Source organism: Sporosarcina aquimarina, assembly GCF_023715615.1.
GTDB classification, from domain to species: domain Bacteria; phylum Bacillota; class Bacilli; order Bacillales_A; family Planococcaceae; genus Sporosarcina; species Sporosarcina aquimarina_A.
This window is the reverse complement of the sequence record NZ_JAMBOM010000001.1, coordinates 738,738-753,002: the sequence shown is the minus strand read 5'-3', so window position 1 is coordinate 753,002 and position 14,265 is coordinate 738,738. Positions and strand designations below refer to the sequence as shown.

The 14,265-nt window shown below is 40.2% G+C and carries 23 protein-coding genes and 1 tRNA gene; 9 read left to right on the top strand and 15 right to left on the bottom strand.

Annotated features, from left to right (window positions below; translation table 11 throughout):
* Positions 1 to 5: 5 nt before the first annotated feature.
* Positions 6 to 434: a hypothetical protein gene (locus tag M3197_RS03380; protein ID WP_251658600.1), complete on the top strand. Its 429-nt coding sequence runs from the start codon at positions 6 to 8 to the stop codon at positions 432 to 434.
* A 112-nt stretch (positions 435 to 546) separates the two neighbouring features.
* Here the strand turns inward: M3197_RS03380 and M3197_RS17350 are convergent, their stop codons facing one another.
* Positions 547 to 672, bottom strand: a complete 126-nt coding sequence (locus M3197_RS17350; RefSeq protein WP_285851069.1) for a hypothetical protein — start codon at positions 670 to 672, stop codon at positions 547 to 549.
* A gap of 267 nt (positions 673 to 939) precedes the next feature.
* Here M3197_RS17350 and M3197_RS03375 point away from each other — a divergent pair, with 267 nt between their 5' ends.
* The 3 genes from M3197_RS03375 to M3197_RS03365 all read left to right on the top strand — a co-directional run bounded on the left by M3197_RS03375 (position 940) and on the right by M3197_RS03365 (position 1,924).
* On the top strand, positions 940 to 1,146 hold the full coding sequence (locus tag M3197_RS03375; protein ID WP_251658598.1) for a DUF1828 domain-containing protein: 207 nt from the start codon (positions 940 to 942) through the stop codon (positions 1,144 to 1,146).
* Positions 1,143 to 1,583: a DUF1829 domain-containing protein gene (locus M3197_RS03370; protein WP_251658597.1), complete on the top strand. Its 441-nt coding sequence runs from the start codon at positions 1,143 to 1,145 to the stop codon at positions 1,581 to 1,583. The genes M3197_RS03375 and M3197_RS03370 overlap by 4 nt, the downstream gene beginning before the upstream one ends.
* A 131-nt stretch (positions 1,584 to 1,714) precedes the next feature.
* The gene (locus tag M3197_RS03365; RefSeq protein ID WP_251658596.1) at positions 1,715 to 1,924 is read left to right on the top strand and encodes a hypothetical protein; all 210 of its coding nucleotides are present in this window, start codon (positions 1,715 to 1,717) and stop codon (positions 1,922 to 1,924) included.
* Positions 1,925 to 2,486: 562 nt separating this feature from the next.
* Here M3197_RS03365 and M3197_RS03360 read toward each other — a convergent pair.
* Positions 2,487 to 2,559, bottom strand: a tRNA-Val gene (locus M3197_RS03360).
* Positions 2,560 to 2,760: 201 nt separating this feature from the next.
* On the opposite strand from M3197_RS03360, the gene M3197_RS03355 reads away from it, so the two are divergent.
* The gene (locus M3197_RS03355; RefSeq protein ID WP_251658595.1) at positions 2,761 to 3,042 is read left to right on the top strand and encodes a hypothetical protein; all 282 of its coding nucleotides are present in this window, start codon (positions 2,761 to 2,763) and stop codon (positions 3,040 to 3,042) included.
* Between the two features lie 53 nt (positions 3,043 to 3,095).
* Here the strand turns inward: M3197_RS03355 and M3197_RS03350 are convergent, their stop codons facing one another.
* From M3197_RS03350 to M3197_RS03330, 5 genes are all read right to left on the bottom strand, one after another.
* Positions 3,096 to 3,521: a hypothetical protein gene (locus M3197_RS03350; RefSeq protein ID WP_251658594.1), complete on the bottom strand. Its 426-nt coding sequence runs from the start codon at positions 3,519 to 3,521 to the stop codon at positions 3,096 to 3,098.
* A 100-nt stretch (positions 3,522 to 3,621) separates the two neighbouring features.
* Entirely contained in the window at positions 3,622 to 5,661 is a 2,040-nt protein-coding gene (locus M3197_RS03345; protein ID WP_251658593.1) for a TRAP transporter permease, read from the bottom strand.
* Positions 5,609 to 6,175, bottom strand: a complete 567-nt coding sequence (locus M3197_RS03340; protein WP_251658592.1) for a DUF1850 domain-containing protein — start codon at positions 6,173 to 6,175, stop codon at positions 5,609 to 5,611. The genes M3197_RS03345 and M3197_RS03340 overlap by 53 nt, the downstream gene beginning before the upstream one ends.
* An 87-nt stretch (positions 6,176 to 6,262) precedes the next feature.
* Entirely contained in the window at positions 6,263 to 7,258 is a 996-nt protein-coding gene (locus M3197_RS03335) for a TAXI family TRAP transporter solute-binding subunit (RefSeq protein ID WP_251658590.1), read from the bottom strand.
* A 176-nt stretch (positions 7,259 to 7,434) separates the two neighbouring features.
* Complete coding sequence (locus M3197_RS03330) at positions 7,435 to 7,986, bottom strand: phosphatidylglycerophosphatase A family protein (RefSeq protein ID WP_025783620.1); 552 nt, start codon at positions 7,984 to 7,986, stop codon at positions 7,435 to 7,437.
* 116 nt (positions 7,987 to 8,102) lie between these two features.
* Here M3197_RS03330 and M3197_RS03325 point away from each other — a divergent pair, with 116 nt between their 5' ends.
* The 3 genes from M3197_RS03325 to M3197_RS03315 all read left to right on the top strand — a co-directional run bounded on the left by M3197_RS03325 (position 8,103) and on the right by M3197_RS03315 (position 9,862).
* Positions 8,103 to 8,825 (top strand): alpha/beta hydrolase, encoded by a 723-nt coding sequence (locus M3197_RS03325; protein ID WP_251658589.1) that lies wholly within the window; start codon positions 8,103 to 8,105, stop codon positions 8,823 to 8,825.
* Between the two features lie 76 nt (positions 8,826 to 8,901).
* Positions 8,902 to 9,420, top strand: a complete 519-nt coding sequence (locus M3197_RS03320; RefSeq protein WP_251658588.1) for a YjcG family protein — start codon at positions 8,902 to 8,904, stop codon at positions 9,418 to 9,420.
* Between the two features lies 1 nt (position 9,421).
* On the top strand, positions 9,422 to 9,862 hold the full coding sequence (locus M3197_RS03315) for a GNAT family N-acetyltransferase (RefSeq protein WP_251658586.1): 441 nt from the start codon (positions 9,422 to 9,424) through the stop codon (positions 9,860 to 9,862).
* Positions 9,863 to 9,918: 56 nt separating this feature from the next.
* Here the strand turns inward: M3197_RS03315 and M3197_RS03310 are convergent, their stop codons facing one another.
* The 7 genes from M3197_RS03310 to M3197_RS03280 all read right to left on the bottom strand — a co-directional run bounded on the left by M3197_RS03310 (position 9,919) and on the right by M3197_RS03280 (position 13,036).
* On the bottom strand, positions 9,919 to 10,230 hold the full coding sequence (locus tag M3197_RS03310; protein WP_251658584.1) for a hypothetical protein: 312 nt from the start codon (positions 10,228 to 10,230) through the stop codon (positions 9,919 to 9,921).
* Positions 10,231 to 10,302: 72 nt separating this feature from the next.
* Positions 10,303 to 10,554: a stage VI sporulation protein F gene (locus tag M3197_RS03305; RefSeq protein WP_039042078.1), complete on the bottom strand. Its 252-nt coding sequence runs from the start codon at positions 10,552 to 10,554 to the stop codon at positions 10,303 to 10,305.
* A 22-nt stretch (positions 10,555 to 10,576) separates the two neighbouring features.
* Positions 10,577 to 10,717, bottom strand: a complete 141-nt coding sequence (locus M3197_RS03300) for a YjcZ family sporulation protein (RefSeq protein ID WP_251658583.1) — start codon at positions 10,715 to 10,717, stop codon at positions 10,577 to 10,579.
* Positions 10,718 to 10,805: 88 nt separating this feature from the next.
* Complete coding sequence (gene spoVAE / locus M3197_RS03295) at positions 10,806 to 11,168, bottom strand: stage V sporulation protein AE (RefSeq protein WP_039042079.1); 363 nt, start codon at positions 11,166 to 11,168, stop codon at positions 10,806 to 10,808.
* 10 nt (positions 11,169 to 11,178) lie between these two features.
* Positions 11,179 to 12,186 (bottom strand): beta-ketoacyl-[acyl-carrier-protein] synthase family protein, encoded by a 1,008-nt coding sequence (locus M3197_RS03290; protein ID WP_251658582.1) that lies wholly within the window; start codon positions 12,184 to 12,186, stop codon positions 11,179 to 11,181.
* Entirely contained in the window at positions 12,180 to 12,635 is a 456-nt protein-coding gene (gene spoVAC / locus M3197_RS03285; RefSeq protein ID WP_251658581.1) for a stage V sporulation protein AC, read from the bottom strand. The genes M3197_RS03290 and spoVAC overlap by 7 nt, the downstream gene beginning before the upstream one ends.
* Positions 12,635 to 13,036: a hypothetical protein gene (locus M3197_RS03280; protein ID WP_251658580.1), complete on the bottom strand. Its 402-nt coding sequence runs from the start codon at positions 13,034 to 13,036 to the stop codon at positions 12,635 to 12,637. Before M3197_RS03280 ends, spoVAC begins: the two co-directional genes overlap by 1 nt.
* A 124-nt stretch (positions 13,037 to 13,160) precedes the next feature.
* On the opposite strand from M3197_RS03280, the gene M3197_RS03275 reads away from it, so the two are divergent.
* The gene (locus M3197_RS03275) at positions 13,161 to 13,697 is read left to right on the top strand and encodes a CotY/CotZ family spore coat protein (RefSeq protein ID WP_251658579.1); all 537 of its coding nucleotides are present in this window, start codon (positions 13,161 to 13,163) and stop codon (positions 13,695 to 13,697) included.
* Between the two features lie 103 nt (positions 13,698 to 13,800).
* Here the strand turns inward: M3197_RS03275 and M3197_RS03270 are convergent, their stop codons facing one another.
* Positions 13,801 to 14,220 carry a hypothetical protein gene (locus tag M3197_RS03270; RefSeq protein WP_251658577.1) on the bottom strand — a complete coding sequence of 140 codons (420 nt, stop codon included), beginning with the start codon at positions 14,218 to 14,220 and terminating at the stop codon, positions 13,801 to 13,803.
* Positions 14,221 to 14,265: the final 45 nt, after the last annotated feature.

Below are 14,265 nucleotides of genomic sequence, written 5' to 3'. Positions count from 1 at the left end.
ATTTTATGAAAAAGATGATGGGATTAAGTATTATTCTATTTGCTATTATCACCATATCTGGATGCTCAGATGTAATAGAAAAGTCTTTAGATTCAAGTGATAAAGCTGGTTATGAAACTGCTTTCAAAGGAGATACTGGATATGGGAGTATTGAATTATTAACACCAACGATTACAACGAAAGATAATGAATTAGAATTTACAACTAAGGACTTTGATGAAAATAAATTGACCTTTATTTTTGTTGCGAATAAAAAAGTTTTTGAACAAAAAATAACAAATGATAAATCTTACACACTTAACATTAAGGGCATAAAAGATGCTCATAGAACGAATTACTATCCGAAAGTTCAATTTTTGCAGACTGTAGATGATACTGAAGAGGGAGATATAACCAGTTTTAAACAGGTTAGATATACAGTTGAACAAAAATAATTTATATTTTTTTATTTTTCAATCTCTTCCTCTTTGAACCTATCAATTTTCTGATAGGTTTTTTTATGTCTTTCACGGATATTGATACGACGCATTTTCTTTGGATTTTGTCCTAGTCTTCTTCATCTTCAACAGGTATTTTTGCTGCTTCCCATTCAGCACCACAAGAACCGTACACCGTATCCCCATCGTAAGTTGCCGGAAATCCTAAATCGCAATATCTACACTCATAATGCATTACTGTACCTCTTCCTTCACATTGTTGTTTATCCAAAACTAAAATAAGTTATTGCAATAAAACATAGAAAAGTGTATAATTCCCAAATGAAAATTTTTAGGAAGAAGATTATATAATTGAAGAAACTAATACTTATTTTTGCAGCAATAATAATCCTGTCTTGTATAGGACATCTACCAGTGGGTGGATATAAGAAGTCTTTAAATTCCCGATTTAGGTCTCACATAAATTCGTTGCCTGATTCAGGAATTAAAAAATAAACCTAAATTGAAACTTGAAGATTTTAATGATTTCATTGAAATCACTACACCTTTTGTAGATATGAACCATGATCATTCTCTATTGTATTTTTCTCATAAAAAAGATGGAACTAATAAAATTACTGATGACCGGTATATTCTACAAGAACTAGATATGCTTGGAGTTAAAATTGATAATGCAAAAAAAGAAATGACCTTTTTAATACAACCTTGAAAGTTTTTGGAATCTCATTTTATACAAAGAGCAACGAACTATTTGTAACTTTCGATTCCCTAGAAGAATACTCAAAAAGACAAAATAATTTGTTGCAGTGTATAATGCGTGCATCAGATATATTACTTACTGCTAGAAATACTGTTGTAAGTATTTTTTCAGAGGAATTTGCAGATTTTTTCGAGAGCACTAATGTTTTTTATACACCCAATCCAGGTTTTATAGGAAGGTCGGGAAATCAACAAAACTTTGATTTTATATTACCACATACAAAAAAGAAGATAGATTTCAGAGAGGCAAGACCAAGTTCAGAGTTCTTTGTGCTTGCGAATGATGTTTATGTCCCGATAGCAGATAAATTTGGAAGCTCCTTAAAGAATTATGATGTAGAAGTCTTAGCTTGGTCAGAACGCAGTAGCTGGGTTGATAGCCTATGAGTTATATAAACAATTTAGTTATATCAATACTTTTTTATACTTACCTCTTCATTTCAAGGTGGTTTTATTACAACACAAAAAAGAACATATATTTGATTCAAAAAGAAAAATAAATGGCTTCATATAGAAATATGAGAAACGGCAGGTTTAAGTTATTTGTTGAGTTAGGGGATGACGCAAAGGGGAGACGGATCCGGAAGACAAAAACTATCGTAGCGACTGGTCCCAGACAAGCAGCCAAGATGCTTGCTACCTATGAAGTAGAAGTTTATAACAGTGTACATATCAATCCAGAGCCGCGCCATCAACTTATGATTAAATTGGCCCTTGTCGGTGATTAGCGACTTGGTGACGTGATGGCGATTGCATATGATCAAGTAGACTTTGCTAAAATCAGATCCACATTAAGCGATCGCTGCAGTTTACAAAAAAGGAAGGATGGAAGTCGAAAACTTGTGGAAAGGATTTAGAGATATAATAGGTGAAGAGGCCATGCTGTTTGTATCTGACGACTTTGGAGTCCCCTATCAGCCAAATGCCGTCACACGTTTTTTGGGGTCGCTTCATGGAACGCTCCGGTCTCAAGAGAATTCACTTCCAGGATTTGGACATTCGTCCGCTTCACTCATACTTAGCTATGGTGTGAACATGATAGTGTTGCAAAATAGATTAGGGCATCGGAACATCAAAACGACTCTAAATATTTTTCTCATATCACTGAAAAGGACGATGAATAAGCGGTGATGGCTTACGGGATTTGCTGTGATTTTGGTATTTCTCCGGAATTGGTCACTCATCGGTCTCTCAAGCACAAAAAAACAGACCCTAGGCATCCGGCCTAATAGGTCTGTCTTGGAGAAGTATCGTTGTTCCGACGATACTTCCTGCGGGTTTGGCACCCAATGATTCCTACTGGGCTCGAACCAGCGACCTCTACCCTGTCAAGGTAGCGCTCTCCCAGCTGAGCTAAGGAATCGGGAATTTTCAATCTGCTACAATGACAAGCACTCGTTTGAGGTAAACGATCTATCACTTAGCACATTTAAGATAATACCATGATCCTGAGATTCTTGCAATACAAATTTGTGAAATAGTTTTAGTATCCAGGTCATCCATTCACCACTTCTCGCCCAACGCATACATTGAAGTAGGGAGTTATCAGATAGGAGGGTACGCCGTGGTAAATCCTGATAGTCTGGATTTCATAGATATCGATGTCGGCGGGCAAGCGGCCAAAATAGATGTGATTGGAAGTGTCATCACCATAATCGGAGAATCCATTTCAACCTATGCTGCTGTGCTCGCAATTGAAGAAGAAAAAAAGGAAAAAAAGAATGCTTCAAACAATTTAGATTTAGTGAATGAGTTAAAAGAGATGAAAGAGCAAATCCTGTACTTAACGAATGAAATTCAATCGCTTAAGAAAAACCAAAGCAGGGATAGTCCATGGCGCCTTTGAAAAGGCGATGGTGCTGTCCCTGCTTTAATTGTTTTATAGAAGCAAAGAAATCTTCATTTCGAAAGTTCATCCAGAGCTAAAACTTTTAACGAAAGAAGTTCTTCTTCAGTAAGACGACTTTCAACTTGTTGCAATAATTGCTGTTGTTCTTGTGCAGTCATTCCAGACTGTGCTTTTTTCTGTATGTCTTGCAACTCGCTAATACTGAACTTCTTGAGCACAACTCGAGTAGCCTGTTCTTTTGTTTGAATAGGTAATTTACTGCGATCCGCAGTTTTTGCGTCTTGCAAATATGCCTGAACTTCTGGATTGCTATTGATTTCTTGTTTGACTGAATCCAGTTGCCCACTACTTTCCAACTGAGCAGTGACTTGATCCATTGCTTTGTCAGCGATCCAATTCGTTCCGAAATAATAGGCAGCACCGACTAGTAGTGCAACTACAACTACTGTCATCATGAGTTTTTTAATAAACCTCACGTTCGTTTTCCTCCTTCAAATCATTATTCATTAGACGCTCAGCACCTTACAAAGTTTCAAAAAACAAGCCCGCCTGTATAGTATGACAGACGGGCTAGGATTATACAGTTGCAGTTTCTTCTTCTTTGTTTTTGTCTTTAGTGACTAGTTGAATTGCAAACAGAATAACAAACAATCCAAGGCCAATAAAATCTGTTTTCGTTTCTGGATAGATTAGCATCATACCCGTCGCAACCGTAATGATTCGTTCGATCCAATTGATTTTTCGATACCAGAAACCAATTAGACCTGCGCCAATCGCTATCATCCCAATTATGGCCGTGGCGGTGACCCATATAATTTCCCACACACTGGCGTCAATCATGAGCATAGCGGGGTTAAATACAAACATATACGGAATAATGAATGCCGCAATGGCGAGTTTGGCGGATGTGACACCGGTCTTAATTGGATCTCCACCTGAGATTCCAGACGCCGCAAAAGCTGCCAGTGCAACTGGTGGTGTGATATCTGCAATAATACCGAAGTAGAATACGAATAAGTGAGCAGAAATCGCAACGACTACCGGTACTGTTGCATCAGGTGTATCCAACATCAGCAACGTAATGATTGCTGGTGCTGCAATCGTAGAAGTTATGACATAGTTTGCTGTTGTTGGTGAACCCATACCAAGAACGATTGCAGCAAACATTGTAAAGATAAGCGTCAGTAAAATGTTTCCTCCAGCAGCTGACACAAGTCCATTTGCTAAACTTAGTCCAAGACCCGTTTTTACAACTACCCCAACGATAATACCAGCACATGCTGTCGCTGCAGCAACAGCGAGCGCTGTACGTGCACCGTCAACGAGTGCTTGAATAATATCTTTAAATCCGAGACGTGTCTCTTTGTTGAACGAACTAACAACAAGTGTTAGCACAATTCCGAGTAACGCAGCTTTCATCGTTGGAATTCCAAGTAACAAGAATACAATGATTCCGATGATAGGAAGTAGTAAATAAATCTTTTTCAATGTTTCTTTACGATTCGGAATCTCTTCAGGTTTCATTCCTTCTAGTCCGACCCGTTTTGCTTCAAAATGCGTCATAATCCAAATTCCTGTGAAATAAAGTAATGCTGGTATTGTAGCTGCTTTAGCAATTTCCCAATACGTAACGCCGCCAATGAATTCTACCATTAGGAATGCAGCAGCCCCCATGATTGGTGGCATGATCTGTCCCCCTGTTGAAGCAGCTGCTTCAACACCGCCAGCAAATTCTTTTCGATAGCCGAGCTTCTTCATCATTGGAATTGTATAAGAACCTGATCCAACAACGTTTGCTACAGAACTACCGGAAATTGTCCCTTGCAGTGCGCTTGAGAAGATGGCAACTTTTGCTGGTCCACCTGTCAATTTACCTGCCAGTACAACTGCTAAATCATTGAAATAGTTGCCGACTCCCGTTTTCACAAGGAATGCGCCGAACAACAGGAATACGAAAATGAAGGTAGCAGATACGCTAATCGGTGTTCCAAGAATCCCGTCTGTTGTAAAGAACATCAACTGGACAAGATTATCTAAATTCTGACCTCTGTGTGCTAGGAAACCTGGGAAATAAGGTCCGAAAAATGCATAAACTAAGAACACACCTGAAATAATCGTAATTGGTAAGCCTACAGCACGACGAGCTGCTTCCATCGTTAATAGAACAGCCAATATTCCGACGATCAAGTCTAAATCAGACACACGACCTACTCTTAAAACAAGTTCGTTCATATTGAGTGGCCAGTACAATCCGACACCAATAGAAAGAAGAGATAAAATCATATCGTAAAATGGAATTTTGTTTCGTTTCTTCCCCGGCTTTTTACGTGCAGGAAACAGTAGAAAAATCAAAGATAGCGCAAATCCTAAGTGAATGGATCGCTGAATATAGGCCGTGAACGGTGTTCCGATTGAGGTATACAATTGAAAAATTGAAAAAGCCAACAGACCAAAAAACACAATTTTGCCAAATATGCCTGCTAAATCCCTCGTGTTGGATTCTGGATCGTATTTTTGAAGGAGCTCTAACTGTTCCTTTTCGGAAAGTGTTTCAAAACGCTCGTCATTTGGATTCTTTATAGGATCCACTTTCTGTTCTTTTTTTCGCTTTGCCATTCAAGTTGACTCCTTTCATCATTTCATATAGGGTTAATTTCTTCACACGGAATTCGTACGAATGTCCACGTTCCAAGTAAGCTTTTAAATTCGTTTCTTTCCCTTTATAACGAAATGCTAATTGTGCATCTACATCTCCAATATAAAGTACAAAAGAATCGACTACTTTATCCTCATATGTAAGTGTATAAATGCCTTCTTCCGTCACAGACAACGTTTCTCCCTCTTCTGCATATCCGGGAAGGCCAATTCCAACATCCTCATAATGCATCGTTAAGAATTTTAACGAGTTGTTCTCCTGTACTTGGTAGGATTCTAGTACATCTGTTAAAAAAATAGAGTGGACATATCTGATTTGAAATTCTGAATCATTTGATAAAATCCGATAAGTCATTTCGGGATTTTCCGTCCTCGTTTCTGTAAACGTATATGCTCGTTTTACTGGAATCGTTAGACCACCAACAATCAGAAAAACTACAACTAACAATCCAAGCGGAATCTCCCATCGTTTCATCCGCTCACCTCTTTGTAAAGTTCTATGAATGCAGAAGGGACGCATGAAGCATAGATCGCCTCACCGCCCCATTCCATCATTTAACTCTTATTTGTTTACTTCGTCAAAGTACTTTTGAGCACCTGGGTGAACTGGAATCCCAATTCCGTCAAGACCAGTTTCAGCTTTAATCAGTTTCCCTTTTGCGTGCTGAAGTTTTGGTGCATTGTCGTAAATTGCTTTTGTAATTTCATAAGCAAGATCTTCAGGAACTTCGTTTTGGATAACAAGCATAGCTCCAACTGACACAGTTGGTGTGTCCTCAGCCAATCCATAAGTTCCAGCTGGAATAACTTCCTTCGCATAGTACTTATACTTGCTGATGAGTTCATCTGCCTTGTCATCTTCAACAGGTACTACAAAAACTTTCGCTACTGCGTTCAAACCTTCAACAGCACCAGTTGGAGTACCAGCTGTAATGAATGCTGCGTCGATTTGACCTGCTTGTAAACTCTCCTGAGACTCCCCAAAGTCCAGGTTTTGTGGCTTAATGTCATCCATTGTCAAACCATGGATTTCAAGAAGTTGCTCTGCATTTGCATACGTACCTGAACCTGGAGCTCCAACTGACACTTTCTTACCTTTCAAATCATCAAATGTTTTAATTCCCGTCTTGTCTAGTGTCACTAGTTGTACAGTTTCAGGATAAAGTGATCCGATTGCAGAAACTGTATCGACTTTATCATCCTTAAACATCATTTCGCCTTCTTGTGCATAGTACGCGATATCCGTTTGTACGAAAGCGATTTCAGCATCCCCGTCTTTAAGTGCTGTCATGTTAGCAGCGGAAGCCTGAGATACTTCAGCTGATGTTTTCACACCTGTATCTTTTTCGATGAACTCTGCAATGGCACCACCAAGAGCGTAGTACGTACCTTGAGTTCCTCCAGTTAATACACTAAGGAACTTATACTCTTTACTGCTATCTGAATCCCCTTTTGCTCCATCTTCCTTTTCCCCAGCATCATCCGATGTGCCACACGCTGCAAGTGCAAGCACTGCAATGAGTAGCATCGAGATGAGCCCTAAAAGTTTCTTATTCATCCAATAACCCCCTATTTATCTATTCCTCTAGTAATGTATATTCTACCATGTAAGCGGGTTCAATTGTCAATCTTTTTCAGAAAACAAAATTATTTGCAACCGTTTTCATTATGTATATATAAAAAAAGAAAAGAGTGATTCATCACTCTTTTCAAATGTAGTTTTTGGTCATTTTCTTATTTGGCAGCATCCTTCACATCGTCAAACGTCAAACCGGCTTCTTCCAAATCTCGTGAACGATGGGCAATTCGAGCTGCCGCACATGAAGCAACACTAGCAACTAAGTCATCTAAAAATGTATGGACTTTATTTCCTTTTTTAGTATCTAAATCATTAATAATACCTACTTTGTTTTTATCCAAGTGACCAAACGTTGTCACTGCAATCGATCCATACGTAAATACTGCTCCTAAAGCTATTGTTTCATCCACTCCGAAAAGGCCTTCATCTGACTCAACGATATCTTGTAACGGTTTTGATAATTTGCCTTGTTCACAAAGCTCGTCCAGCTCAATGCCGACTAGGATTGCATGTTGAAGTTCACGCTTTTTCAATACATTTACGACAGAGTCCACACATTGTTCAAGCTGTAACTCTTCATTATAAGGCGCTTGCATTTCATAAACGATTTTTGCAATATCTATCAGCTCGACCCCTCGGCGCTGCAACGCTTCTTTTGTTGCTAATGCAATTACTTCTGATCGTACTTTGCTTTTCCCGTCAAACATAGCTACCATCCCCTTCTAATTTCTACCTGCCAGACTTTCCACCAATCGTGCACATTATACCCTCTAACCATCCTATGTTACAATTTCCTTGAATAGACTTGTGAGGGGGTTACATGATGAACAATGGAAAGATTCATGATATTCAATTTTACAGCAATGAACTTCAGGAAGAAATGGAGCTACTCATTTACCTTCCGTATAATTATTCTCCACTATATAAATACTCTGTCCTATTCGCATCAGATGGAAAAGACTATTTTCAGTACGGAAGAATCGGGAAAGTTATAGACGACTATTTAGCTACGGATGAAATTGAAAATGTCATTGTTGTTGGCATTCCATACAAATCTGTTGCTGAACGTCGTAGAATGTATCATCCTGACGGAGATCGTCAAAAAGACTACATCCGCTTCCTCGTCCACGAACTCGTCCCTTATATAGACGAACATTATCCCACTTACCAAATTGGTGGAGGACGAGGGCTGATTGGTGATTCTCTTGCTGCCACCGTCTCGTTACAAGCTGCAGTGCAATACCCTAATTGTTTTGGCAAAGTCATACTCCATTCTCCATACGTGGACGAAAACGTGCTTGAAGCCGTAAATTTAGCTAAGAACCCATCTGGACTATCGGTTTATCACGTCATCGGAACTGGAGAAACTGAAGTCGCTACGACGATAGATGGAAAACAAGACTTTTTGACTCCGAATCGTGCGCTCAATAAATTATTTGGAAATAAAGGATTTTCATACTTCTATGAAGAATTTAATGGAGAGCATACCTGGAAATATTGGCAACCAGATGTGCGTCGTGCTATCCAAATGGTATATGGACAATAACCAATCGGACAATTCTAAACAATTCTGCTATACTTGAAAAAAGAATTGTTTTCACTTTCCTAAGGAGGTTTTTTACATGAAATACGGTGTTGTAGCATTTCCATCAAAAAAATTGCAAGATCTAGCAAATGGATATCGCAAACGGTATGATCCTCACTACGCTCAAATCACTCCCCATATGACGGTAAAAGGTGTTTTTGAAGCGGATGAAACTGAAATTAGAGAAGTGGCTGAAGCATTGCGTAACGTCGCAATGAAAAACAAGCCATTCGAACTGAACGTTTCAAAAGTTAGCTCTTTTGCGCCAATAACAAACACTATATATTTTAAAGTTGCCCCAAATGAGGAGTTACTTGCATTGCACAAAGCTCTTAATAATGATGAGTTTTTCGGTCCACTCCCACAATATGCGTTCGTTCCTCACATCACAATTGCTCAAAATCTAACTTCCGGTGAGCATGACGACATTATCGGTCAGTTGAAGATGCTTGGTGCAGATCACTCAGAAGTCATTGATCGCATTCACCTTCTGTATCAACTAGAGGACGGCTCTTGGACAGTATACGAAACGTTCCGTCTACAAGAGGAAAACTGATTTGTACGAGGTAAAGATTGCCGCGTCAGAACAGGAACGTGAAGCTGCATTTACTGTACGGAAGAAAGTATTTGTAGAAGAGCAAGGGGTTCCCCTAACGATGGAAATCGACGAACACGACATGTCTGCATCCCATTTTGTCGTCTATGATGGTCCTAAAGCCATCGCTGCTGGCCGCATCAGAAGTATCGCAAGCGAAGTGGGAAAAGTAGAACGTGTTTGTGTATTAAAAGAGTATCGGGGTCAACACCTCGGTGTACTGATTATGAACGCTCTTGAGGAACATGCAAAAAAGACTGGCATTCAAAAAATCTTGTTGAATGCCCAGTCTTATGCAATTCCTTTTTACGAGAAACTTGGGTATGGAGTCACTTCTCCCGAATTCATGGATGCGGATATTCCCCATCGCGCCATGGAAAAACAAATGGACCCAGCACTTTAAACTATTGAAAAGCCCCATTCCAAGTTTTGGAATGGGGCTTTTAATGAGGGTGCTTATTATGCGTATTCGTTTACAGCCAGACCTTTTCCTACCACTGCCGCAACTTGTTTTGACAAAATAGTTGGATCCGGTTGGATGAAACCTTTTTTTGCCGGAGACAATGGTCGTTGCTGATTCGCAATTCCACCAAACTCCTCTTCAGAATTCCTTTCCCGCTCTCGCCGAAGAACTCGTTGCCATTCTTCATATTCTGCCTGTGATTTAATAGATTGGACTCTGTCAATATAAGAAACTGCAGGCGAAGCTTCCTCCAAGCGGTTTGCATACATTTGTGATTGGATGTTCTGAATCGGCAGCAGGTAACCCATTGCCTCCACCTTCCTTCTCGTTAAGTTGTTAGTTCACTGTACCCGGTTGTTAGAGAAGTTAAACCTATTTCTTTACTTCCCTAACATCCTTTGAATATCTGCAATATTTACAGGCTGACCACTTGAAACAAGTGAATTGACAAGTTCATCTTCTAAATGTTGAGGTACATTTTTATTGGCAAGCATCCCGACATTTTGAATAATTCGTCTCACTTGTCGTTCGTCTTTAAAATCAGCATGTTGGATTGCATTCGCTAGTGCAAATACTTCCGTCATCGGCACACCAGTTTTAGATTCTATTTTCTTGAAGAAGGAGTCATTCATACTCCTAGTTCCCCCCTCTCATTTAGCAGAACGTACTTCCAACAATAATTAGCAAAATGAACAAAACGACTAGCAAAACGAACGTAGAGCCGCCTCCATGATTACAACCACGGTCATATGCACCTTCATAACGCGGTTCTCCGTAACAATAGTTTCCGTACATAAGAAAATCCCCCCTCTCTTCTCTGTATCCTATGCAAAGACACAGCGAAGCGGGCGGGACATTCGCATATTTATTTTTTGTTGAGGTTTTAGATGGTCCCTTTTGACTTAAATACTAGGGAAGCGACGAATCCGAATATGATGGCAGCACTGATACCTGAACTGGTTACTTCAAACATTCCAGTCAAAACACCTATGATGCCATGCTTTTCTGCCTCAGCTAGGGCACCGTGTGTTAGTGCATTCCCAAAAGATGTAATTGGAATCGTTGCACCTGTACCAGCAAAGTCGATGAGCGGTTCATACAGTCCGAAACCATCCAAAATAGAGCCTGCAACCACTAATGTACACAATGTATGTGCCGGGGTGAGTTTCCCCACGTCCATCATCAACTGCCCGATGACACAAATCAGTCCACCGACTATAAAACTTGTTATAAAAATGGAAAGCAATTCAAACCACTCATTTCATTTGGATTTCCACTGCATGAGCAATACAGGGAATCGTATCGCCTTGCTGATAAGATAGGGGGGACATCAGGGAACCGGTAGCAATTAGTAGTACACGCTTGTATGTTCCGGACAGCAGCTTATCATACACTTCAGTGAAATAAGCAGATGCCGAACATCCGGAACCACTGGCTCCCGCAAGAAATTCTGGATGTTTACCATAGTATTCTGCTCCAGCATCACGAAAAACACTTGAAACATCATATTCCCAACGATCAAGTAACGTTTTAAATAGCTCGAATCCGATTTTTCCTAAATCCCCTGTCATAATCAAATCATAGTCTTCAACCGTGGAACCATGACCTTCCAGATGGCGTTTAAATGTATCTGCAGCAGCTGGTGCCATAGCGGCTCCCATATTTAAAGGATCAGTCAATCCTAAATCCGTTACAATACCAATTGTTCCGCACGTAATAATTGGCGCTCCTTCTATATGAGGGATAATCGTAGCTACTCCTGCTGCACTTACAGTCCATTGAGCAGTAGCCCCTTTTTGACTTCCGTATTGAACGGGATAACGAAATTGACGTTCAATAGCATTATGCTGACTGGAGGAACCCGCTACTACTAATTCAGCCATTCCAGATTCCGTCAACAAGGCAGCCATTAGTAGAGAGGAAACAGAAGTTGCACAAGCTGAAAACATCCCCAGATAAGGAATCCCAATTGTGCTTGCTGCAAAGTTTGAAGGAGTCATTTCGTTAACTAAATCACCCATCAATACAAATTCGGCATCTGATGGGGTCTTGTCCAGCTTACTCAATGCGATCATACAAGCATCTTCCATCATTTTTGCATGACCTTGCTCATTCGTCTTTAATCCGCAACGCTCATCGTCATAATTCTTATCGGCATACTTGGAAAAGGGACTCTTCTTCATCTCCAATGGCCCAACCGTGACACCAGTTGATGCAATCACAGGATTGGATGCAAATGTCAATAACCCTCGTTTGTTTACCAAGATACCACTCCTAATCCAACGAGTACCGTTTTAATGAGAGCAACTACAAATGCCGAAAAGACACCATATAGAATGACGGAACCTGCCAGTTTAAACATATTACCACCGACACCTAATACGTATCCTTCAGATCTGTGTTCGATTGCGGCGGATATCATGGCATTTCCAAATCCCGTAATGGGTACAGCACTTCCTGCTCCACCGACCTGAGCAATTTTTTTATAGTAGCCAAATCCAGTCAATAGCATGGAGATGAATATCATCGTCGCGACAGTCGGATTACTTGCAGTACGTTCGGTAAAGTCAAAATAACTGATATAAAATAGCGCGACAAATTGACCAATAAAGCAAATAAAACCTCCGACTAAAAAGGCAGCTATGCAATTTTTTAAATACTTCGGCTTAGGTGTAATCTGTTGTTCAAGTTGCTGGTATTTTTTTTCATCCATTAAGTCTCTTCCTTTACCAATGCACTAATTTTTTTCATCTGTTTTACATAGTTCTGTTCATTCTCTTGTTCGATTAACTTGTTTGTTTCTAACAGTACTTTGCTATCTGCAGATACCGTAATTTTTAGGTCTGGATACATTTTTTTCAGCTCTTTCGAAAGTTCCTTGGCAATCTTACGCTTTGAAAATCTCTCAAAAGTATTCACTCGTAACCCTGCAATCAACCGATCATCATGGATCAGCATAACTGCATTTTTTATCCGTTTATCTTCTTTCAACAACGTTTCTGCTTGTTGTTCATCTATATCTGTTGTATTAACGGTTTTAAAACCAACCGAAGTCGAGCAACCCGTCAGCAGAACTAAGATGAATACAAGGAGCAGTATTTTACGAATCGCCATCCCCTCCTTTTTTCACCAGTATGTCTGTTTTGCATGCATTTTATTCAAAACGGTTCAAGCGCCCTGCCAATAGGTAGCTGAAAGCCATAAGGTATAGAGAACAAACGAGAGGAGGAAATGATCAATGAGTTGTGGATGTGGAAAGAACGAAAATACGGGGGATAAGGTGAATCCAATTCAAGGACACTGTGTTTGTGAGGCAGTTCGCTTCATTAAACGCCTTCAGGATACGCATAGAGACGACGACTGCTTCGACTGCGATACAGACTGTTTCATGCGACCTTTAGGCAGCTTGGTTAACCCTGCGAACGAACGCTTTAATACACGGGTGTTCTCACTGTTAACAGAAGACGGTGACTTCTTTAAAGCGATGTTCCGCCCGAAGAGCCATACACATCATGGCATCAATTGTTTCTCTGTATTCTTCAGAGTTCAAAACATCTTTGACAATTGCTGCGCAACCCTGATGGTGCTTGAGCCTCTAGATAAAGACGGAAAACCGGTCGACATTACAGATTGCGGCAAAGTTTGTCTGGATAAACTTTGCAAAGTTGAGCGCTTCAGAGCAACAAAGTCTTGTATCACAGTTGACTTGAATTGCTTCTGTGCAATCCAATGTATTACAGATACATTTGTTACACAGTGCAATACACCAGCATAAGCATCCTCCCCGCGATGCTCGAAAGGAGACTACCCACTTGGGTAGTCTCCTTTTTAATTTTATTAAAAAACGTCTCAGACGACTTAGCCTGAGACGCTTTGTTTCACGTGAACGGGGTACCTTTCCAAAACACTTCTTCGATTTCCTGCAAGTCCAGCGTTCGAATTTCGTCCATATCTTTGCTTTCTTGCTTCACTTCAATCGCAATCTGTGAATCGGTCATAGCGGAAATACCGCCTGTCAGTAATTGCCCGTTCACTAAAAATTGAAGAGGGCGATATGCATTGCGTGGAAACGGTTCAGCTAAGTAACGTAACTTTTTGACTAGCCGAGAATCCCCCGTTGCTTCAATCACTTGTTGAGGCACAGTTGCTTCTTGCAATTGTTCGTTTTGTTCCATTAGTTCAGGTTCATTACCTGACCAATAAATGGACGTACTCTCTTCTTTAACAACCTCGACAATCGTTACCATAGGGGGCCCGTCGATGAACAGTAAAGGAACTTGAAGTGAAATATGCGCCACATCCTTTTTACTGCATTATATGCAACATCTGCCCATGGGTGACTG

Bases quoted from the DNA above. Each gene is read 5' to 3' on its own strand.
- M3197_RS03380 (WP_251658600.1), top strand. From the start codon at position 6: ATGAAAAAGATGATGGGATTAAGTATTATTCTATTTGCTATTATCACC.
- M3197_RS17350 (WP_285851069.1), bottom strand. From the start codon at position 672: ATGCATTATGAGTGTAGATATTGCGATTTAGGATTTCCGGCAACTTAC.
- M3197_RS03365 (WP_251658596.1), top strand. From the start codon at position 1,715: ATGAGAAACGGCAGGTTTAAGTTATTTGTTGAGTTAGGGGATGACGCA.
- M3197_RS03345 (WP_251658593.1), bottom strand. From the start codon at position 5,661: ATGGCAAAGCGAAAAAAAGAACAGAAAGTGGATCCTATAAAGAATCCA.
- M3197_RS03340 (WP_251658592.1), bottom strand. From the start codon at position 6,175: ATGAAACGATGGGAGATTCCGCTTGGATTGTTAGTTGTAGTTTTTCTG.
- M3197_RS03335 (WP_251658590.1), bottom strand. From the start codon at position 7,258: ATGAATAAGAAACTTTTAGGGCTCATCTCGATGCTACTCATTGCAGTG.
- M3197_RS03330 (WP_025783620.1), bottom strand. From the start codon at position 7,986: ATGTTTGACGGGAAAAGCAAAGTACGATCAGAAGTAATTGCATTAGCA.
- M3197_RS03325 (WP_251658589.1), top strand. From the start codon at position 8,103: ATGAACAATGGAAAGATTCATGATATTCAATTTTACAGCAATGAACTT.
- M3197_RS03320 (WP_251658588.1), top strand. From the start codon at position 8,902: ATGAAATACGGTGTTGTAGCATTTCCATCAAAAAAATTGCAAGATCTA.
- M3197_RS03310 (WP_251658584.1), bottom strand. From the start codon at position 10,230: ATGGGTTACCTGCTGCCGATTCAGAACATCCAATCACAAATGTATGCA.
- M3197_RS03305 (WP_039042078.1), bottom strand. From the start codon at position 10,554: ATGAATGACTCCTTCTTCAAGAAAATAGAATCTAAAACTGGTGTGCCG.
- M3197_RS03300 (WP_251658583.1), bottom strand. From the start codon at position 10,717: ATGTACGGAAACTATTGTTACGGAGAACCGCGTTATGAAGGTGCATAT.
- spoVAC (WP_251658581.1), bottom strand. From the start codon at position 12,635: ATGGATGAAAAAAAATACCAGCAACTTGAACAACAGATTACACCTAAG.
- M3197_RS03280 (WP_251658580.1), bottom strand. From the start codon at position 13,036: ATGGCGATTCGTAAAATACTGCTCCTTGTATTCATCTTAGTTCTGCTG.
- M3197_RS03275 (WP_251658579.1), top strand. From the start codon at position 13,161: ATGAGTTGTGGATGTGGAAAGAACGAAAATACGGGGGATAAGGTGAAT.